At 72.3% G+C, this 19,105-nt stretch carries 21 protein-coding genes; 14 read left to right on the top strand and 7 right to left on the bottom strand.

The window, feature by feature from the left end; translation table 11 throughout:
• Positions 1 to 5: 5 nt before the first annotated feature.
• Positions 6 to 1,064 carry an anthranilate phosphoribosyltransferase gene (gene trpD, locus ACI79Q_RS15920; RefSeq protein WP_456614996.1) on the bottom strand — a complete coding sequence of 353 codons (1,059 nt, stop codon included), beginning with the start codon at positions 1,062 to 1,064 and terminating at the stop codon, positions 6 to 8.
• A complete protein-coding gene (locus ACI79Q_RS15925; RefSeq protein WP_456589542.1) occupies positions 1,061 to 1,489 on the bottom strand; it encodes a hypothetical protein in 429 nt (142 codons plus the stop codon). Before ACI79Q_RS15925 ends, trpD begins: the two co-directional genes overlap by 4 nt.
• A 123-nt stretch (positions 1,490 to 1,612) precedes the next feature.
• On the opposite strand from ACI79Q_RS15925, the gene ctaE reads away from it, so the two are divergent.
• The 4 genes from ctaE to qcrB are packed head-to-tail and all read left to right on the top strand — an operon-like array spanning position 1,613 to position 5,886.
• Positions 1,613 to 2,239, top strand: a complete 627-nt coding sequence (ctaE, locus tag ACI79Q_RS15930; protein ID WP_456589543.1) for an aa3-type cytochrome oxidase subunit III — start codon at positions 1,613 to 1,615, stop codon at positions 2,237 to 2,239.
• 7 nt (positions 2,240 to 2,246) lie between these two features.
• Positions 2,247 to 3,092: a cytochrome bc1 complex diheme cytochrome c subunit gene (qcrC, locus tag ACI79Q_RS15935; RefSeq protein ID WP_456614997.1), complete on the top strand. Its 846-nt coding sequence runs from the start codon at positions 2,247 to 2,249 to the stop codon at positions 3,090 to 3,092.
• Entirely contained in the window at positions 3,089 to 4,201 is a 1,113-nt protein-coding gene (gene qcrA / locus ACI79Q_RS15940) for a cytochrome bc1 complex Rieske iron-sulfur subunit (RefSeq protein ID WP_456589545.1), read from the top strand. The genes qcrC and qcrA overlap by 4 nt, the downstream gene beginning before the upstream one ends.
• Complete coding sequence (qcrB, locus tag ACI79Q_RS15945; protein WP_456589546.1) at positions 4,201 to 5,886, top strand: cytochrome bc1 complex cytochrome b subunit; 1,686 nt, start codon at positions 4,201 to 4,203, stop codon at positions 5,884 to 5,886. The genes qcrA and qcrB overlap by 1 nt, the downstream gene beginning before the upstream one ends.
• A 708-nt stretch (positions 5,887 to 6,594) precedes the next feature.
• On the opposite strand, the gene ACI79Q_RS15950 is transcribed toward qcrB, so the two are convergent.
• On the bottom strand, positions 6,595 to 6,999 hold the full coding sequence (locus ACI79Q_RS15950; RefSeq protein ID WP_456589547.1) for a cytochrome c oxidase subunit 4: 405 nt from the start codon (positions 6,997 to 6,999) through the stop codon (positions 6,595 to 6,597).
• Between the two features lie 51 nt (positions 7,000 to 7,050).
• Positions 7,051 to 7,950 carry an aa3-type cytochrome oxidase subunit II gene (gene ctaC / locus ACI79Q_RS15955; protein ID WP_456614998.1) on the bottom strand — a complete coding sequence of 300 codons (900 nt, stop codon included), beginning with the start codon at positions 7,948 to 7,950 and terminating at the stop codon, positions 7,051 to 7,053.
• 321 nt (positions 7,951 to 8,271) lie between these two features.
• Between ctaC and ACI79Q_RS15960 the strand changes: the two genes are divergently transcribed.
• Genes ACI79Q_RS15960 through asnB form a run of 3 tightly spaced genes read left to right on the top strand, consistent with a single transcriptional unit; the run spans position 8,272 to position 10,955 of the window.
• Positions 8,272 to 8,637: a metalloprotease gene (locus ACI79Q_RS15960; protein ID WP_456597188.1), complete on the top strand. Its 366-nt coding sequence runs from the start codon at positions 8,272 to 8,274 to the stop codon at positions 8,635 to 8,637.
• Positions 8,627 to 8,983, top strand: coding sequence for a DUF3817 domain-containing protein (locus ACI79Q_RS15965; RefSeq protein WP_456589550.1), 357 nt, complete (start codon positions 8,627 to 8,629; stop codon positions 8,981 to 8,983). The genes ACI79Q_RS15960 and ACI79Q_RS15965 overlap by 11 nt, the downstream gene beginning before the upstream one ends.
• A gap of 40 nt (positions 8,984 to 9,023) precedes the next feature.
• A complete protein-coding gene (gene asnB, locus ACI79Q_RS15970) occupies positions 9,024 to 10,955 on the top strand; it encodes an asparagine synthase (glutamine-hydrolyzing) (RefSeq protein ID WP_456614999.1) in 1,932 nt (643 codons plus the stop codon).
• Positions 10,956 to 11,163: 208 nt separating this feature from the next.
• Here asnB and ACI79Q_RS15975 read toward each other — a convergent pair whose 3' ends face one another.
• Positions 11,164 to 11,511, bottom strand: coding sequence for a HesB/IscA family protein (locus ACI79Q_RS15975; protein WP_456589552.1), 348 nt, complete (start codon positions 11,509 to 11,511; stop codon positions 11,164 to 11,166).
• Between the two features lie 152 nt (positions 11,512 to 11,663).
• Between ACI79Q_RS15975 and ACI79Q_RS15980 the strand changes: the two genes are divergently transcribed.
• Positions 11,664 to 12,281, top strand: coding sequence for a DUF3043 domain-containing protein (locus ACI79Q_RS15980; protein ID WP_456589553.1), 618 nt, complete (start codon positions 11,664 to 11,666; stop codon positions 12,279 to 12,281).
• A 98-nt stretch (positions 12,282 to 12,379) separates the two neighbouring features.
• Positions 12,380 to 13,363, top strand: coding sequence for an aldo/keto reductase family protein (locus ACI79Q_RS15985; protein ID WP_456599746.1), 984 nt, complete (start codon positions 12,380 to 12,382; stop codon positions 13,361 to 13,363).
• 39 nt (positions 13,364 to 13,402) lie between these two features.
• Here ACI79Q_RS15985 and ACI79Q_RS15990 read toward each other — a convergent pair whose 3' ends face one another.
• The gene (locus ACI79Q_RS15990) at positions 13,403 to 13,615 is read right to left on the bottom strand and encodes a hypothetical protein (RefSeq protein WP_456589555.1); all 213 of its coding nucleotides are present in this window, start codon (positions 13,613 to 13,615) and stop codon (positions 13,403 to 13,405) included.
• Positions 13,616 to 13,738: 123 nt separating this feature from the next.
• Here ACI79Q_RS15990 and ACI79Q_RS15995 point away from each other — a divergent pair, with 123 nt between their 5' ends.
• The 4 genes from ACI79Q_RS15995 (at position 13,739) to ACI79Q_RS16010 (ending at position 16,127) form a co-directional block, all read left to right on the top strand.
• Entirely contained in the window at positions 13,739 to 14,185 is a 447-nt protein-coding gene (locus tag ACI79Q_RS15995) for a phage holin family protein (RefSeq protein ID WP_456589556.1), read from the top strand.
• Positions 14,182 to 14,631, top strand: a complete 450-nt coding sequence (locus ACI79Q_RS16000; protein ID WP_456589557.1) for a DUF3618 domain-containing protein — start codon at positions 14,182 to 14,184, stop codon at positions 14,629 to 14,631. The genes ACI79Q_RS15995 and ACI79Q_RS16000 overlap by 4 nt, the downstream gene beginning before the upstream one ends.
• Complete coding sequence (locus ACI79Q_RS16005; protein ID WP_456589558.1) at positions 14,628 to 14,900, top strand: DUF4235 domain-containing protein; 273 nt, start codon at positions 14,628 to 14,630, stop codon at positions 14,898 to 14,900. Before ACI79Q_RS16000 ends, ACI79Q_RS16005 begins: the two co-directional genes overlap by 4 nt.
• A gap of 87 nt (positions 14,901 to 14,987) precedes the next feature.
• Complete coding sequence (locus tag ACI79Q_RS16010; RefSeq protein ID WP_456589559.1) at positions 14,988 to 16,127, top strand: YihY/virulence factor BrkB family protein; 1,140 nt, start codon at positions 14,988 to 14,990, stop codon at positions 16,125 to 16,127.
• A 13-nt stretch (positions 16,128 to 16,140) separates the two neighbouring features.
• Here the strand turns inward: ACI79Q_RS16010 and gcvT are convergent, their stop codons facing one another.
• Positions 16,141 to 17,259: a glycine cleavage system aminomethyltransferase GcvT gene (gcvT, locus tag ACI79Q_RS16015; RefSeq protein WP_456599745.1), complete on the bottom strand. Its 1,119-nt coding sequence runs from the start codon at positions 17,257 to 17,259 to the stop codon at positions 16,141 to 16,143.
• Positions 17,260 to 17,466: 207 nt separating this feature from the next.
• Here gcvT and ACI79Q_RS16020 point away from each other — a divergent pair, with 207 nt between their 5' ends.
• Entirely contained in the window at positions 17,467 to 18,978 is a 1,512-nt protein-coding gene (locus ACI79Q_RS16020) for a leucyl aminopeptidase (RefSeq protein WP_456612947.1), read from the top strand.
• Positions 18,979 to 19,105: the final 127 nt, after the last annotated feature.

Raw genomic sequence — 19,105 nt, forward strand, 5'->3', positions numbered from 1 at the left:
GGCGCTCAGCGGCCGGGCGGGGCGACCTCCCGGCTGACGGCGATCCAGCGGTCCAGCAGCGCCGCCGCCCGACCGTCGTCGATCGCTGCGGCGGCCCGCTCCATCCCCGCGGCCAGGGCGTCGTGCAAACGCGCGGGCCGTTCGTCGAACGCCACCAGCGCCGCGGCGGCATTGAGCAGCACGGCGTCGCGCACCGCTCCGCGGTCGCCGTCCACGAGCCGCCGGAACACCTCGGCGTTGTCCCGGGCATCCCCGCCGCGCAGCGCGTCCGGGGCGGGCGCCTCGATGCCCAGCGCAGCCGGGTCCACCTGCTCGGCCGACACGGCGCCGTCCCGGACCGTCCACACCGCCGACGTCGCCGCGGTGGTCAGCTCGTCGAGTCCGTCGTCGCCCCGGAACACCAGCGCCCGCGTCCCCCGGGCGGCGAGCACCTCGGCGAGGACGGGGGCCATGCGCGCGTTGGCGCAACCGATCGCAGCCGCCACCGGGCGCGCCGGGTTGGTCAGCGGCCCGAGGAAGTTGAAGACGGTGCCGATGCCCATCTCCCGCCTCGGGGCGGCGGCGTGCCGCATGCCGGGGTGGAAGACCGGTGCGAAGAAGAACCCGATGCCGGCCTCCCGCACGCACGTGGCCACGGCGTCGGCGGGCAGATCGATGACCACCCCGAGCGCCTCCAGCACGTCGGCGGCGCCCGAGGAGGACGACGCCGCCCGGTTGCCGTGCTTGGCCACCGGCGCGCCGGCGGCGGCCGTCACGACCGCGGCCATCGTGGAGATGTTCACCGTGTGCGCGCCGTCGCCACCGGTGCCGACGATGTCGACGCAGTCCATCGGCAGCTGCACCGGCGTCGCCTGCGCCAGCATCTCGGCGGCCAGCCCCGCGACCTCCTGCGGCGCCTCGCCCTTGGCCCGGAGCGCCACGGTGAAGCCGGCCACCTGGGCCGGCGTCGCCTCGCCGGTCATGACCTCGCGCATCGCCCAACGGGTGTCCTCGGCGGTGAGGTCCTGACCGGCGAGCAGGCGGTTCAGCAGCCCCGGCCACGTGGGGGCGGACGAGGACGTCACCGGCGGGCCACGGACCGTCCCGCGCGAGCGCGCAGGAGGTCGGCCACCACCCCGGGCGCCACCAGCGGGTCGACCGGCAGGGCCAGCGTCGCCTCGGCGCGCGACCAGTGCGCCAGCCAGCGGTCGGGCTGCCGGGCGACGAGCAGGCAGACGGCCGGGCGGTCGGCGACCTCCATCTCCAGCTGCCGGGCGAGGGCCATGCCCCCGGCGGGCTGGGCCTCGCCGTCGAGGATGCACAGGTCGATCCCTCCGGCGTCGACCGCGGCGACCACCTCGTCGCCGGTCACGCACTCCAGCCAGGTCAGCGGACCCACGTCAGCGGCGGGCCGCCGGCCGACCGCTGCGCGGACCGCGTCGCGCACCTCCGGACGGTGGCTGTAGACGAGCACGGTGGCCGGGGCGGCGGGCTTCTCGGCAGCACTCACGCCGCCGAGCCTAGTGCCCGGAGACGTCTGCGCAGGCCCGGCCGGTGAGTCGGTATCGAGCTGGTCACATTGGCGCCACGCCGTCACCACCCGCAGTCGTGACGGGGTCCTGCCGATGCCATGATGACCCCCGTGACAACGGCCCCCGTCGCGAGCAGCACCTTCGACACCTCGCGGGTGCACTCCCTGACCCGACCGAACATGGTCAGCGTCGGCACGATCATCTGGCTCGCCAGCGAGCTGATGTTCTTCGCCGGCCTGTTCGCCATGTACTTCACCGCCCGAGCACGGGCCGGCGCCGAGAGCGGCTGGCCGCCCGAGCCCACGGAGCTCAACGTCCCGTACGCGCTCGTGATCACGCTGATCCTGGTCAGCTCGTCGGTCACCTGCCAGTTCGGTGTGTTCGCGGCCGAGGAGGGCAACGTCTACGGGCTGCGCCGGTGGTTCACGATCACCTTCGCCCTGGGGCTCGTCTTCGTGCTCGGGCAGGCGTACGAGTACTACGAGCTGGTGCACCACGGCACGACGATCTCGTCGTCCACCTACGGCTCGGTCTTCTACCTCACGACCGGCTTCCACGGCCTGCACGTCATCGGCGGACTGATCGCCTTCGTGTTCGTCCTCATCCGGTCCACCATGGGCCGTTTCACGCCCGCCCAGGCGACCTCCGCCATCGTGGTCTCGTACTACTGGCACTTCGTCGACGTGGTGTGGATCGCCTTGTTCGCCACGATCTACTTCATCCGATAGGGAACCGGTGTCCACCACGAACCCTCACCCCGACGCCCCGCTCGCCGACGCCGCGAGCCCGGACCAGCGGGCCCGCGCGCGACGGAGGTCCAAGCACCGCCGTCGTCTCGCCAACGTCGCCGGCCTGATGGCCTCGCTGATCCTCACCGGGGCGCTGTACTCGGTGTTCGCGCCGGCGCAGGCCGCTCCGGCCGGCACGCAGACCGAGTCGGCGGCCGAGGCGGCCGGGCGCGAGCTGTACGAGCGCAGCTGCATCTCCTGCCACGGCTCGAACCTCGAGGGCGTGCCCAACCGCGGCCCGTCGCTGATCGGCGTCGGTGAGGCCTCGGTCTACTTCCAGGTGCACACCGGGCGCATGCCGCTGGTGCGCCAGGAGGCCCAGGCGCCGGACAAGCCCGTGGTGTTCTCCGACGAGGAGATCGACCAGCTGATGGCCTACGTGCAGGCCAACGGCGGCGGGCCGACGCTGCCCTCCGGAGACCTGCGCAACGGGGACCTCGCCCTGGGCGGTGAGCTGTTCCGGCTCAACTGCGCGTCCTGCCACAACTTCGTCGGCGAGGGCGGCGCCCTCTCCTCGGGGAAGTACGCCCCGAGCCTGCACGACGCGACCGACCTGGAGATCTACACGGCGATGCTGACCGGCCCGGAGAACATGCCGGTGTTCGGGGACAACCAGCTGTCGCCGGAGGAGAAGCGCTCGATCATCGCCTACGTCCAGACCATCACGAACATGGCCGACCCGGGCGGCGCGGGCGTCGGCCGGCTGGGGCCGGCCGCCGAGGGCGTGGTCATCTGGGTCGTCGGCGTCAGTGCCCTGATGTTGGGCATCTTCTGGATGGGGAGCAAGGCGTGAGCACGCGCGACACCCGCCCCGGCTCGGCCGGCGGCGCGGACACCGAAGGGCCGCTGCACGGCGGCCCGGACGACGACTACACCCCCGAGCAGCTCGCGGCGATGAGCCGTGAGGAGCTCGACCTGCTCGGCGCGCGGTACGACGGCGTGGAGATCCTCCACGTCGACCCGGGCCCGGAACCGGGGTCCGCCATGGAGCGGCGGGCGGTGCGCCAGGTCGGCTGGACGTTCGCCCTCGCCGGGGTCTTCGCCTTCCTGTTCCTCGTGGTGTACGTCGGCTCCGGCTGGTTCCTCCCCGAGTGGTCCTGGGCCGAGGAGGGGAGCACCTGGAGTGCCCTGTTCACCCCGCTCCTGGGCCTGTGCATGGGGCTGTCCCTGACGCTGGTGGGCGTGGGCCTGGTCCTCTACACCAAGAAGCTGCTCCCCCACGAGACCGCCGTCCAGGACAAGCACGACGGCTCGCACTTCGATCGGGTCACGACCGGCGCCACGCTGGTCGGCGGGTACCACAACAGCGGGCTTCCCCGGCGCAAGCTGATCACCCGGTCGCTCGGCTTCATGGGCGCCGGCGTCGGCGTCATGCTGCTGGCGCCGCTCGGCGGGCTGATCAACAACCCGAGCACCGGGAACGTGCTCGGGCGCACCGCTTGGGCCGAGGGCGTCCGCCTGGTCCGTTACGACGGCAGTCCGGTCCGGCCCGGCGACCAGGAACCCGGCTCGCTGGAGACGGTCTTCCCGGCCGTCCCCGGCGGCAACCGGCAGACCGATGCGCCCACCATGCTCATCCGGCTGCGCCCCGAGCAGATCCAGTCGCTGCGCCCGCGCGAGGGGCACGCCGACTACGGCTACGGCGACTACGTCGCCTACTCCAAGATCTGCACGCACGCCGGCTGCCCGGTGTCGCTCTACGAGCAGGAGACCAGCCGCATCCTGTGCCCCTGCCACCAGTCGATGTTCGACGTGACGCAGGGCGCCAAGCCGGTCTTCGGCCCGGCCACCCGCTCACTGCCGCAACTGCCCATCACCGTGGACGACGAAGGATTCTTCGTCGCCCGCAGTGACTACCCTGAGGCCGTCGGCCCCACGTACTGGAACCGGGAGCGCATCTGATGGCAGCTCGCACCGCCACGGCGCCGGGGGCCCCGACGACGCGGCTCGGCAAGGCCGCGCTCGAGTTCGACGACCGCATGATCGTCGCCGGACCCGTCCGGCGGACCCTCAACAAGGTCTTCCCCGACCACTGGTCCTTCCTCCTCGGCGAGATCGCGCTCTACTGCTTCATCATCCTGCTGCTGTCGGGCACGTACCTGACCTTCTTCTTCCAGGCCTCGATGACCGAGGTCACCTACGACGGGTCCTACGACCCGCTGCGTGGGCTCGACATGTCGATCGCCTACGCGTCCGCCCTCGACCTGTCCTTCGACGTCCGCGGCGGCCTGTTCATGCGCCAGCTGCACCACTGGGCCGCACTGCTGTTCGTGGCGGCGATCGTGGTGCACCTGCTGCGCATCTTCTTCACCGGCGCCTTCCGCCGCCCGCGGGAGAGCAACTGGCTCATCGGCGTCGTGATCCTGATCCTGGCGCTGCTCGAGGGCTTCTCGGGCTACTCCCTGCCCGACGACCTGCTCTCCGGCACCGGTCTGCGGATCATGTCGGCGATCATCCTGGCCATCCCGGTCGTGGGCACCTGGGTGCACTGGGCGGTCTTCGGCGGGGACTACATCGGTGAGCTGATCATCGGCCGGCTCTACATCGCGCACGTCCTGCTGATCCCGGCGATCCTGCTGGCGCTCATCGCCGTGCACCTGCTGGTCCTCGTCAAGCAGAAGCACACGCAGTTCCCCGGACCGGGGCGAACCGAGCACAACGTCGTGGGCAACCGACTCTTCCCCACCTTCGCGGGCAAGGCGACCGGCCTGCTGTTCGTGGTGTTCGGGGTCTGCGCGGCCCTCGGTGGCCTGGCCCAGATCAACCCGATCTGGCTGTGGGGCCCGTACAACCCGGCGCAGGTCTCGGCCGCGTCGCAGCCCGACTGGTACATCATGTGGCTGGACGGCTCCAGCCGACTGTTCCCCGCATGGGACCTGAACCTGCCGGGTGACTACACGATCCCGGCGCTGTTCTGGCCGACGGCGGTTCTGCCCGGCATCATCTTCATGCTGCTGCTCTTCTACCCGATGATCGAGCGCAAGCTGACGGGTGACACCGCATCGCACCACCTGCTCCAGCGGCCCCGCGACGTGCCCGTGCGGACGTCGCTGGGCATGATGTCGATCGCGTTCTACGTGATCCTTCTGCTGTCGGGCGGGAACGACGTGATCGCCGACAAGTTCGACATCAGCCTCAACGCGATGACATGGGCGGGCCGGATCGGCCTGGTCCTCCTGCCCCCGATCGTCTACGTGATCACCTACCGCATCTGCCTGGGTCTGCAGCAGCACGACCGCGAGGTGCTCGAGCACGGCATCGAGACCGGTGTCATCCGGCGGCTGCCGCACGGCGAGTTCATCGAGGTGCACCAGCCGATCGGCCCGGTGGACCACCACGGCCACGGGCAGCTCGCCTACGGCGGTGCTCCGGTACCGAAGAAGATGAACCAGGTCGGTGCGGCACGGCGCGCGATCCGCGGTTTCTTCTCCCCCGTGGAGGAACCGACGGCGGTCGAGATCGAGCAGCGCGGCGAAGGCCGCGGGCTCTCGGCCAGCGAGTCGGACCGGGAGCTGACGACCTCGGGACGCCCGTCCGAGGGTGGGCGCCCGTCCGACGGCGGCCGCCCGCAGGACCCGCGCGACTGATCAGCGTCTGACAGTAGGGCCCCGGTGGAATCTCCACCGGGGCCCTACTGCATCTGCTGACCGGCAGGGGCGCGACCTGGCAGCCGACTGCCGACCCGCAGCCGGCGCGGGGACGACCACCCGAGGTCACCCGCGCCCTGCGTGGCCATCGGGCTTCCCACCACTCCCCCGCAGCCCGTCACCGACCAACCGGGCGCTCCGGGGTACTCCGCTGCCGGGCGGGTGCAGCGGACCGGGCCAGGCCCCGCCACGCCCTGTCGACGCGTCGGCGTCCGGCGGCGCCTCGGCCGATCACCGCCCGGCTGGCAGGCGGCCGGGCGCACCGCTAGCGGCAGCCAGGCCCCAGCACGCCCACGGCCGCCAGCTGGCACGGCCCCGGCCGAGAGGGTGCGGGCCGACGAGCCGGATCGGGGGGGCTGCGACGCGTCCGCCGCTCCGAGGGGCCACCGCACGGAGGTGCTGCGACCTCGCGGACACACCACACCCGCTGCCCCCCCCCCCCCCGGCTCGGCAACCCTCGACGGCCCCGGTACCCGGCGGCCGGGGCGCAGGTGATCCCCGGGCAGGCGTCCGTGGCGGCCGCTCCAGCCGTCCAGCTGGCCGAACGGCACCGGGGAACCACTGTGCGCCGTCGCACCGCACCCCTGGACGACGAAGGCCCCCTCCACCCGCTGCGGGTGGAGGGGGCCCTGGTGGTGGGGAGAGGGCTCAGCTCTGCTGCGCGTTCTGACCCACGTAGTACTCGAACAACAGGCCGCCGACGGCGAGCAGCAGCGCGATGGTGGCCAGCAGGATCAGCCAGATGTACCAGAACGCGAGGCCCAGACCCATCAGGCCGGCGCACAGCGCCAGCGTGAAGGGCCAGTAGCTGGCGGGGCTGAAGAAGCCCAGCTCACCGGCGCCGTCGGCGATCTCGGCGTCCTTGCGGTCCTCGGGACGGGCGTCGATCCGGCGGGAGACGAACCAGAAGAAGCCACCGATGAGCAGCGTGAGCCCACCCGAGAGCGTCAGCGCCGTGGTGCCGATGGGTTCACGCGCCCAGAAGCCGTAGACGACCGCGGACACGAAGCAGAACACCGCGATCAGATTGAAGATCAGCGCCTCGACCTTCACGGCCGCGCCTCCTCGTACGTGTAGGGGGTCCGGTTACCGGATGCGAGGACCTCAGCCACCGGTCTGCAGCTGCTCCTCGGTCTTGTCCAGCACCAGGTCCAGCGGGGTCGTGGTGCCGGCCACGCCGGACTGCCCGATCTCCTCGAGCGCCTCGTAGGTGCCCAGGCCGGATTCCCGGGCGGCCAGGTAGGCGTCGTAGTCGTCGCCCGACACCGCGCGGACCTCGAAGTTCATGTAGGCGTGGTAGGTGCCGCACAGCTCGGCGCAGCGGCCGACGTAGGCGCCCTCCTCGCGGACGGTCACCTCGAAGACGTTGTCCCGGCCGTTCTCGTTGCCCGGGATCACGTCGAGCTTGAAGAGGAACTCCGGCACCCAGAAGGAGTGGATGACGTCGGCGGAGGCCAGCTCGAACCGGACGGTCCGGTCGGTCGGCACGACGAGGATCGGGATCTCGGTGCTCGTCCCCACCGTGTCGACCGGCTCGCCGTCGGGACCCGCCGTCTCGGGGTAGACGAACTGCCAGTTCCACTTGAAGGCGTTGACGGCGATGACCTCGTCGGGGTCCTCGCTGCGCTCCATCACCCGGTTCTGCGTGGTGATGGTGAAGAAGAAGAGGCCCGCGATGACCAGGAAGGGGAAGATCGTGTAGACGATCTCCAGCGGCAGGTTGTACGCCGTCTGGCGTGGCAGCTCGTCGCTGTTCTTGCGGTGGCGGATCACCGTGTAGGCGATCAGCGCCCACACGACCAGTCCGATGATCAGGGCGGCCCAGGTGGAGCCGATCCACAGCTCCCGCATCGCCTCGGCTTCGTCGGTGATGCCCTCCGGCCAGCCCCACCGGATGAAGTTGCGCTCCCACCATGCGCTGTCGCCGAGCTCGCATCCGGTGAGGGTCAGCGCCCCCAGGAGACCGAGCGCGGCCAGCCGCGCGAGCCTGCTGCCTCGAGCCACTGCTCGCTGCCTCCTCGTCCTCCGCCCGACGTCCGGGCGGTCTCTCCAGCGGGTCCCTCCACCGGTCCTCGGCAGAGTGCAACCACGCCGGACTCAGTGTGGGCCGAGACTAGCCGACCCGCCTCAGCGGCCGACCACCGGAGACGGTCCGGCGGGTCGCGGGCCCGCTCCCCGCGGGGCGCGCGGCACCCCCGGCCGCCACCGCGGCCCGTCCGCGGCTTCACCCCCCACCCGACCGCCGCCCATCAGCCGCCCTCGCCCGGCGGGACGCGCCGGTGCGGGCGGACCGGCCGCGCCTGGGTGGCGGTTAGAGTCGGTGCCGTGTTCTCCCGGCTGCTGACCCCGAAATGGGTGCTCCTGCACCTGCTCGTGGTCGCCCTGTTCGTCGCCACCTTCTTCCTCGGCTACTGGCAGCTCTCCAAGGCCGAGGCCGGCGGCGGCGCCGTCAACTGGAGCTACGCCCTCCAGTGGCCGCTGTACGGCTTCATGGGGCTGTGGTTCTACGTGCGAATGGTGCGTATCGAGCTCCACCGCGATCCGGACGACGACCAGCCGGGCAACGCGGTCGTGCTCTACCAGCGCCCGCGCATCGACACCAGCGGTGACCCCGAGCTCGCCGCCTACAACGCCTACCTCGCCGAGCTCAACGAGCGGGCCCTCGGACAACGGAGCAGCAATGGCCGCTGAACGGACCGCCACGCCGACCGGGCGGGGGGACGACCGCAGCATCGGAGCGGCGCTGCAGCGCTACCGGGCCATGGCCTGGGTGGTGGGCGTGCTGCTCATCCTGCTGATCTTCGTGGCGGTGCCGCTCAACCACCTCGCCGGCATCCCGGAGCCGTCGGCGGTGCTCGGCACCGCGCACGGTTTCCTGTACGGACTCTTCTTCCTGGCCACCGTCGACCTGGCGATCCGTGCCCGCTGGACGTTCAAGGGCACCGTGCTCACGCTGGTCGCCGGCACCGTGCCGGTGCTGTCGTTCTTCGCCGAGCGGAAGGCGACCGCGAAGACCCGCGCCGGCGAGCGCGTCTGACCTGGCCACCCCTCCCCCGACCCCCGGAGTCCCGCGCCCCATGTGTGGCCTGCTCGCCTACTTCTCCACCGACGCCCCCCGCGTGACCGACGACGTCGTCGCCGACGTCCGTGGCGCCCTGCACTGTCTGCGCCACCGCGGCCCGGACGAGAACGAGGTCTGGCACGACGACCGCGTCGTCTACGGGTTCAACCGCCTGTCGTTCATCGACATCGAGCACAGCCACCAGCCGATGCCCTACGCCGACGGCCGGTACCGCATCGTCTTCAACGGCGAGATCTACAACTACCTCGAGCTGCGCGAGGAGCTGGCCGCGGCGGGCGCCACCTTCGCCACGGAGGGCGACACCGAGGCGATCGTGGCCGGGTTCCACCTCTGGGGACAGGACGTCGTCACCCGGCTGCGCGGGATGTTCTCGTTCGTGATCTGGGACAGCCAGACCCGCACCGTGTTCGGCGCGCGCGACCCCTTCGGCATCAAGCCGTTGTTCACCACCCGCCTCGCCGACGGGGCCATCGCCTTCTCCTCCGAGAAGAAGGCGCTGCTGGAGCTCCTCGGCGGCAGCGTCGCCGCCGGGGGTGTGGACGGTGCGTCCCTGCAGCACTACCTGACGCTGCAGTACGTCCCGGAGCCCGCGACCCTGCACCGGGGGATCCGGCGGATCGAGAGCGGCACCAGTTTCACCGTCGCCGACGGCGAGCTCACCACGCAGCGGTACTTCCACCCGGACTTCCCGCTCCGGCCGGTGGCGAAGGACGAGCAGCAGGCGCTGTACGACCGGATCGCCGAGGTCCTCGACGACTCCGTCCGCGTGCACATGCGGGCCGACGTCACCGTCGGCTCGTTCCTCTCCGGTGGCATCGACTCCACCGCGATCGCGGCGCTGGCCAAGCGCTACAACCCCGACTTGAGGACGTTCACCGTCGGCTTCGAGCGCGAGGGCTTCTCCGAGATCGACGTCGCCGCCGAGTCCGCGGCCGCGATCGGGGTGGAGCACATCACCACGGTCGTCACGGCGCAGGAGTTCGCCGAGTCGATCCCCCTGGTGGTCTGGTACCTCGACGACCCGGTCGCCGACCCGGCGCTCGTGCCGCTGTACTTCGTCGCCCGCGAGGCGCGCAAGCACGTCAAGGTGGTGCTCTCGGGCGAGGGGGCGGACGAGCTGTTCGGCGGCTACAACATCTACCGGGAGCCGCTGTCCCTGGCCGCCTTCGACCGGCTGCCGCGAGGTCTCCGCCGTGCCCTCGGCACGCTGTCGACGAAGCTGCCCGACGGGATGCGGGGCAAGGACCTGCTGCGGCGCGGCTCGATCGCGCTGGAGCAGCGCTACTACGGCAACGCGCGGATCTTCCGGGACGAGGAGCTGACCTTCCTCGAGAAGCGCGACCCGGACCTCTCGCACGTCGCGGTCACCCGGGAGCTGTACGAGCGCACCCGCGCCGCCGGCTACGACGACGTCACCGCGATGCAGTACGTCGACCTCTTCACCTGGCTGCGCGGCGACATCCTGGTCAAGGCCGACAAGATGACCATGGCCAACTCGCTGGAGCTGCGCGTCCCGTTCCTCGACCCCGAGGTCTTCCGGGTGGCCTCGACCATCCCGGTGGACCAGCGGGTCACCAAGGAGACGACGAAGTACGCCCTGCGGCGTGCGCTGGAGCAGATCGTGCCGCCGCACGTGCTGAACCGCCGCAAGCTCGGCTTCCCGGTCCCCACCCGCCACTGGCTGGCCGAGGACCTGCACGACTGGGCCCGGCAGATCATCGAGGACAGCCAGACCGACGAGTGGCTGGACAAGCAGCAGGTCCTGGCCATGCTCACCGCCCACCGGCAGAACCAGCGCGCCGGCTCACCGGTCGACCACTCCCGCAAGCTGTGGACCCTGCTGGTCTTCATGGTCTGGCACGGCATCTTCGTCGAGGAGCGGATCACGCCCGAGATCCCGGAGACGGTCTACCCCGTCCGGCTCTGACACCGCGATCCTCGCCGATCGCACCGCGGCCACGTGCCGTCCCCCGACCACGTGGAGCCGTTTCGTCACTCCCGCGCGGACACTCCAGGCCTCCCCTCGTCATGACCGGTCCCCGCGAACACCACGAGGCCCGGTTCCCCAGAAGGGGAACCGGGCCTCGTACGGCCCCTCTGCGCCGCCGCGAGCGGCGGGACAGAGGGGTCCTTCGTCAGTTGAAGGAGTCGCCGCACGCGCAGGAGCCCTGCGCGTTGGGGTTGTCGATGGTGAAGCCCTGCTTCTCGATGGTGTCGACGAAGTCGATGACCGCGCCGCCGAGGTAGGGACCGCTCATCCGGTCGACGATGACCTCGACGCCGTCGAAGTCGTAGGTCTGGTCACCGTCGAGGAACCGCTCGTCGAAGAAGAGCTGGTACCGCAGGCCGGAGCAGCCACCGGGCTGGACGGCGATGCGCAGCCGGAGGTCGTCGCGGCCCTCCTGGTCCAGCAGTGCCTTGACCTTGGCTGCCGCCGCGTCGCTGAGCACGACGCCGGTGGCCGTGGTGTCCTGCACCGTCATATTTCTGTCCTCTCCCTCCGGGGTGTCCGCGTAGGCGCGTCCTGCCGCGGACGAACGCCGTCGGAACGGCTCCGCTTCCCGTGCGCACCCACTGTACGGCTCCGAGCGCGACGTCCGGGGCTCCGTTGCTCACACACGTAGACTTCCGGGCCGTGAAGCTCCGCCTGCCCGGCCGCCGTGACCATGCCGAGACGACCACCGCCGCGCCCGGCGACGACGGCGAGCTGACCGGGCAGCTGGTGAAGGCCGGCGGCAAGGGCCGGCCGACGCCGAAGCGCAACGAGGCGCAGGGCCGGCGGCAGGGCCCTCCCCCGCCGCCGCCCACCACCCGCAAGGAGGCCTACAAGCGCATGCGGGAGCAGCAGGCGCTGCGCCGCGCAGAGGCCCGCCAGGGCATCGCCCGCGGTGAGACGGAGTACCTGCCCGCCCGCGACCGCGGCCCGGAGCGCAAGCTGGTGCGCGACCTCGTCGACAGCCGCCGCAACATCGGCAGCTTCTTCCTGGCCATCGCCGCCCTGGCCCTCATCGGCACCTTCGTGCCCAGCATGGCGGTGAAGAGCTACACGAGTTTCCTGCTGCTCGGTTTCTTCCTGCTGCTAATCATGGACTCGGTGGTGCTCGGGCGGAAGATCAAGCGCACCGTCCGCGAGCGGTTCCCCGACGGGGACCACAAGATGAAGGGCCTGGTCTGGTACGGCATCAGCCGGTCGACCATGATCCGCCGGTGGCGCTTCCCCAAGCCCGAGGTGCCGCTGGGCGCCGAGGTCTGAAAGAGGACCCCCTCCTCCCCACCCCTCGCACGCTCGGGGTGGGCCCCTGGAGGGGGCCATCGGGCGGTGGTCGGGCGCGGCGCCTAACGTCGCGGTCCGTGGAATTCAGACGCCTCGGCCGCTCCGGCCTGACCATCTCCGAGATCGCGTACGGCAACTGGCTGACCCACGGCGGGCAGGTGGAGGAGGACGCCGCGCACGCCTGCGTCCGGGCCGCCCTGGACGCCGGGATCACGACGTTCGACACCGCCGACGTCTACGCCGGCACCCGCGCCGAGACCGTCCTCGGGACGGCGCTCGCCGGCCACCGCCGGGAGTCGATCGAGCTCTTCACCAAGGTCTACTGGCCCACCGGTCCCGGCCGCAACGACCGCGGGCTGGGTCGCAAGCACGTCATCGAGAGCTGCCACGCCTCGCTGCGGCGGCTGCAGACCGATTACGTCGACCTGTACCAGGCCCACCGCTACGACCCGACGGTGCCGCTCGAGGAGACGATGACCGCCTTCGCCGACCTGGTCCGGTCGGGCAAGGCCCTCTACATCGGCGTCTCCGAGTGGAACGCCGAGCAGATCGCGTCCGGCGCAGCGCTGGCCCGCGAACTCGGCATCCAGCTGATCAGCAACCAGCCGCAGTACTCGATGCTCTGGCGGGTCATCGAGGCCGAGGTGGTGCCGACGTCGGAGAAGGAAGGGCTCTCCCAGATCGTCTGGTCGCCGCTGGCGCAGGGCATCCTCACCGGCAAGTACCGGCCGGGCGAGCAGCCGCCGGCCGACAGCCGGGCCGGTCACGCCGAGGCCGGGCGGTCGATGCAGGGGTTCATGACCGACGACATCCTCGGCCGGGTGCAGCAGCTGCGGCCGATCGCCGAGGACCTCGGGCTGTCGATGGCCCAGCTGGCGCTCGCCTGGGTGCTGCAGAACGGCAACGTCGCCGCCGCCATCATCGGCGCGACGCGCCCGGAGCAGGTGCACGACAACGTCAAGGCCGCCGGCGTCCGCCTGGATGACGAGGTCATGGCCAGGATCGACGAGGTCCTCGGGGACGTCGTGGAACGGGACCCCGCCAAGACCGCCCGCGGCTGAGGAGGCCGCACCACCTGACCCTCCACCTCACGTGGAGGGTCAGGTGGCGGCGAGCCCCATCGGTCCGTAGACCTTCTCGTCGCCGTCGAAGAGGGTCACCGTGGCCACCCCGCGGTCGAGCAGCTCCCGCCAGTTCTCCCCCAGCCACGACTCCGCGTCGCCCTGGTTGTCGGCCGCCGGCACCTCCACCCCCACCGCCGCGGGGTCGAGAGGGGATCCAGCGGGGTCCTCGAGACGCCAGTGCCAGCTCATGCAGGCAGGTTAGTGGCGAGGGCCACGCCGGGCGCATCGTTCCCCGGCTGTGATCACGGCGCCGGTTACGGGCCCGCCGCCGGGGGCATGGACCTGCATCGACCCCGCCCACCCGGAGGACCGATGAGCACACCCCGCCCCGACCCCACGGCCGGCGCGACCCGCGCGGCCGTGGACGCCGAGCCCCAGAACGCATCCACCGGTGAGTTGATCGGCCGGCTGACCGAGCAGATCAGCCGCCTGGTCCGGGACGAGGCCCGCCTCGCCCAGGTGGAGATGACCCAGAAGGCGAAGAGACTGGGCGTCGGCGCCGGCCTCTTCGGGGCCGCCGGCCTCGTCGCCTTCTTCGGGCTGGCCGCCCTCATCACGACCGCCATCCTCGCCCTGGCGCTGATCATGCCCGCCTGGCTGGCCGCGCTGATCGTCACCCTGGTCCTCTTCGCCATCGCGGGCGTCCTCGCCCTCGTGGGCAAGAAGGACGTCCAGAAGGGATCCCCGCCGGTGCCCACGGAAGCCATCTCCAGCGTCCAGGCCGACATCACGACCGTGAAGGAGAGTGCACGCCGGTGAGCACGCCCAGCGGGTCGCGACCCGACGACGCACAGTCCAGCAACGGGCCGACGCAGCCCGACGAGATCCGGGCCGACATCGAGGCGACCCGCGAGCAGCTCGGCCGCACGGTCGACGAGCTCAGCCAGCGCCTCGACGTGCCCGCCCGCGCCAAGGAGGGCGCCGCCCGGGCCAAGGACACCGCCGTCGAGACCTACCGCGAGAGCCCCCCGGCGTTCGCCGGCGCCGGCGCGGCGCTCGCCGGACTGGTGGGTCTAGTGCTGTGGCGTCGGCGGCGCGCGCGGCGACGGGCCAGCACCGAGGAGCTCCTGGTCGGTGCGCGCGTGGGCCGCAGGCGCGAGGCCAAGCGGGCGCGCCGGGAACTGGCCGCCCGGCGTGCCGCCGCGCGGAAGGCTGCCAAGCGGGCCGAGAAGCAGGCCCGTCGGGATGCGAGGAGGAAGCGTTGAGCAAGGGAGCCAAGCTCGCCTACCGGCCGATCGGCCTGGCGGCGGGTATCGCGGCCGGTGCCGTGTCGGGTGCGGTCTTCAAGCAGGTGTGGAAGCGCATCAGCGGCGAGGACGACGCACCGGACGCGCTGCAGGGCGAGTACCCGATGTGGGAGATCGTCGTCTCGGCCGCGCTCCAGGGCGCGATCTTCGCGGCCACCAAGGCGACCATCGACCGCCTGGGGGCGCAGGGCTTCACCAAGCTCACCGGGGCGTGGCCGGGCGACTGACCCGGCGCGGTGGCCGGGCACCGCACCCGGCCACCGCCGACCCCACCACCCCGCGGCCGGTCGCCGGCCCAGCACCAGGGAGGGCTCATGACCGGCACCCGGCCACGGGAGAGCGCCGTCGACCGGATCCGCCAGCGGGTCGAGGAGAAGGCGGCCCGACGCGCAGCAGCGGCGAGATCCGCAGCCGGCGGCACGCAGTCCGGAGACCCCGATCGGCTCCCGCCGGACGCGCCCGCGCCCGAGCAGCTGCCGGGCATCCGGGCCGCGAACCCGCTGCAGATCCCGGCCGGCGGCTGGAAGCAGGTGCTCAAGCGCGCCTGGGCGGAGAACAACGCCGACAACATGCCGATCATCGCCGGCGGGGTGGCGTTCTTCGGCTTCCTGTCGATCTTCCCGGCGCTCCTGGCACTGATCTCCATCTACGGCCTGGTCGTCTCCCGCGAGCAGGCCGCCGCCCAGGTCCAGGAGTTGACCACCGGGCTCCCCGAGGACGCCCGTGCGCTCATCGAGGCCCAGGTCGCCAACATCACCGACGCCGGTGGCGCGCTCACCTGGGGCCTCGTCCTGTCGATCCTCGCCGCGCTCTGGACCGCCTCCGGCGGCGTGAACAACCTGGTCAAGGCGGTGAACATCGCCTACGACGAGGTCGAGACCCGCAACTTCCTGAAGCTCCGCGCGCTCTCGCTGGCCCTGACCCTCGGTGCGATCGTCTTCGTCGTCCTGACCATCGGCCTGGTCGCCGTCGTCCCGTTCGTGCTGGACGCGCTGCCGCTGGGCGGGGTCGCGAGCGTGCTCGCCCAGATCGCCCGTTGGGTCCTGCTGCTGCTCGTCGTCAGCGGATCGCTGGCCGTCCTCTACCGGGTCGCCCCCGACCGGGACGCGCCGCGGCTGCGGTGGGTGAGCCTCGGCTCGGTCGTCGTCACCCTGGTGTGGGCGGTGGTGAGCCTGGGCTTCAGCTTCTACGTCAACAACTTCGGCTCCTACAACGAGACCTACGGCGCGATCGCCGGCGTCATCGTCCTGATGCTGTGGCTGTACCTGACCTGCTACCTGGTCCTCCTCGGCGCGGAGATCAACTCCGAGGCCGAGCACCAGACCGGGATGGACACCACCGACGGCGAGCCGCTGCCGATGGGTGAGCGGGACGCCGTGAAGGCCGACACCCTGCCGGCCAAGGCGGAGCCGGAGAAGGGCGACAGCGACCCCACCCGCAAGAACGCGCCCTAGCGAGCGGTCCCGCTCAGCGCACGTGCGAGGGCACGAAGGGCGGGCGCACGACCTCGACGGCTTCCCGACGACCCCGGACGTCGACGGCGAGCCGGTCGCCCTCGACCACACCGGCGGCGGTGTCCAGCAGCGCCAGCCCGATGCCCGTCCGCAGCGTCGGCGAGAAGGTCCCGCTGGTCACCTCGCCCACGCGGGCGTCGTCGGCGCCGAGCACCGCCATGCCCGGGCGCGGGATCCCGCGCCCGGTCGCCTTCAGGCCCCAGAGCAGCCGGGCCGGGCCCGCCTCCTTCTCGGCCAGCAGGGCCGCACGCCCCCAGAATGCCGGCTTGCGCCAGCCGACGGCCCAGCCGGCGCGGGCCTGGACGGGGCTGATGTCGCGGGACAGCTCGTGCCCGTGCAGCGGGTATCCCATCTCGGTCCGCAGGGTGTCCCGCGCACCGAGCCCGCACGGCCGGATGCCGAGGTCCTGCCCCGCCTCCAGCAGGGCGTCCCACATCTCCCCCGCCCGGTCGGCGCCGACGAGGAGCTCGTAGCCGTGCTCGCCGGTGTAGCCGGTGCGGCACACGGTCACCTCGGCGCCGGCCCCCCCGGTGCCCGTCACGAACGACATGTAGCCGATCTCGCCCGGGACGCCGAGCAGCTCCAGCACCTGCAGCGACCGCGGGCCCTGCACGGCCAGGACGGCGACCTCGGTGTGCCGGTCCGCCACCGCGACGCCCGCCGGAGCGATGTCGGCGAGCCGGCCGAGCACCTCGGCGGCGTTCGCCGCGTTGGGCACCAGCAGGACGTCGTCCGGCCCGTGCAGGTAGACGATCAGGTCGTCCACCACTCCCCCGGCGCCGGCCTCGCCGTCGGGCACGCAGCACATCGTGTACTGCGCCTGGCCAGGCCCGATGCGGGACAGGTCGTTGGTCAGGCAGGAGTCGACGAACGCGGCGGCGCCCGGCCCGCGGACCGTGCCGGTGCCCAGGTGGGAGACGTCGAACAGCCCCACGCCCTCCCGGACGGCGGCGTGCTCGGCGAGAACACCCCCGCCGGCGTACTCGATCGGCATCGACCAGCCGCTGAAGTCGGCGAGCTTGGCTCCGGCGGCGACGTGCCGGTCGTGGAGGGGCGAGGTCAGCGGGGTCACGGGAGGGACGCTAGCGCGGCCCCGCATGGTGACGTGCTGGAACGGCCCCGTCGCAGGAACCCGGCGCGAGCCCGGCGACGTGCTGGAACGGCCCCGTCGCAGGAACCCGGCGCGAGCCCGGCGACGTGCTGGAACGGCCCCGTCGCAGGGACCCGGCGCGGGCGGAGCGAGTGCTGGGGGGCGACGGGGTCCTTCTAGGATCGATGGGTGCCGCCGACGATCTCCGCCACCGACCACCCGCTCGAGAAGCTGACCGGCGACGCCGTCGTCGTCGCCGTCGGCAAGGGGCCCGACGGGCCGCTCCCGACACCCGGCGCGGAGGCGCTCGACCGCCTGCTCGGCGGCCGCCTGCTCCCCGCGCTGACCGACCTGGGCGCCCGCGGCGCCGAGGACGAGGTGACCCGCCTGCCCTCGTTCGGCCAGGGGCCCTTCCCGGTCGTCGCCGTCGTGGGCCTGGGCGCACCCGAGCCGTCCGGCGGCTACCGCGCCGAGGCCGTGCGCCGGGCCGCCGGTGCGGCCAGCCGCGCGCTGCGCGGCCGGCGCTCGGTGGTGAGCCTCCTGGCCGCCGTGGGCGGGACGCCCGACGCCGAGCGGCTGCACGCCGTCGGCGAGGGGTCCCTGCTGGGTGCGTACGAGTTCACCGCCTACAAGTCGCAGCTGCCCGCCGACCGCCCGGCCCCGCCGAGCGAAATCACCATCGTCGTGCCCGGCGCCGGTGCCGCCGAGGCGGCCCTGCGCCGCGTCCGCGCCGTCGCCGACGCCGTCGCCCTCGTGCGCGACCTGGTGAACACCCCGCCGAACGACCTGTACCCGGCCGAGCTGGCCGCCCGCGGTGCCGCCGCCGGCGAGAAGCTCGGGCTCACGGCGGAGATCCTCGACGAGGACGCACTGGCGGCCGGCGGGTACGGCGGCATCCTCGCCGTCGGGGGCGGATCCACCCGCAAGCCGCGCCTGCTGCGCCTGACCTACGCCGGCGCGGGCGCGCGCAAGAAGGTCGCGCTGGTGGGCAAGGGCATCACCTTCGACAGCGGCGGCATCTCGATCAAGCCCGCCGCGAAGATGGAGGACATGAAGAGCGACATGGCCGGCGCCGCGGCCGTGATCGCCACCGTGTGCCTCGTGGCACAGCTGGGGCTGCCGGTCGAGGTCGTCGCGACCGTGCCGATGGCGGAGAACCTGCCCAGCGGCACGGCCTACCGCCCGGCCGACGTGATCACCTTCCGCAACGGCAAGAAGGCCGAGATCACCAACACCGACGCCGAGGGGCGGGTCGTGCTGGCCGACGCGATCGCCCGCGCGGCCGAGGACTCCCCCGACGTCCTGCTGGAGACCTCCACCCTCACCGGCGCGCAGATGGTCGCCCTCGGCGCCCGCACCTCGGGCGTGATGGGCAGCGACGACCTGCGCGACGCGGTCATCGCCGCGGCGGACCGCAGCGGCGAGTCGATGTGGCCGATGCCGCTGCCGCCGGAGCTCCGGAAGGGGATCGACTCGACGGTCGCGGACTTCGTCAACGCCAACACCGACCGGATGGGCGGGATGCTCGTCGGCGGCCACTTCCTCGCCGAGTTCGTGCCGGCCGGGCTGCCGTGGGCGCACATCGACATCGCCGGCCCGAGCTACAACACGTCCGCGCCCTGGGGTTACACGCCGAAGGGCGGGACCGGCGTCCCGGTCCGCACCCTGCTCGCCACCATCGAGGCCCTCATCGCCGACTGACCTCTGATGATCAGGTGACCTGATCAAACGGGGTGGGGGGGGGGGGGGGGGGGGGGGGGGGGGGGGGGGCCGGGGGGGGGGGGGGGGGGGGGGGGGGGGGGGGGGGGGGGGGGGGGGGGGGGGGGGG

It is taken from the genome of Blastococcus sp. SYSU DS0828 (genome assembly GCF_054050975.1).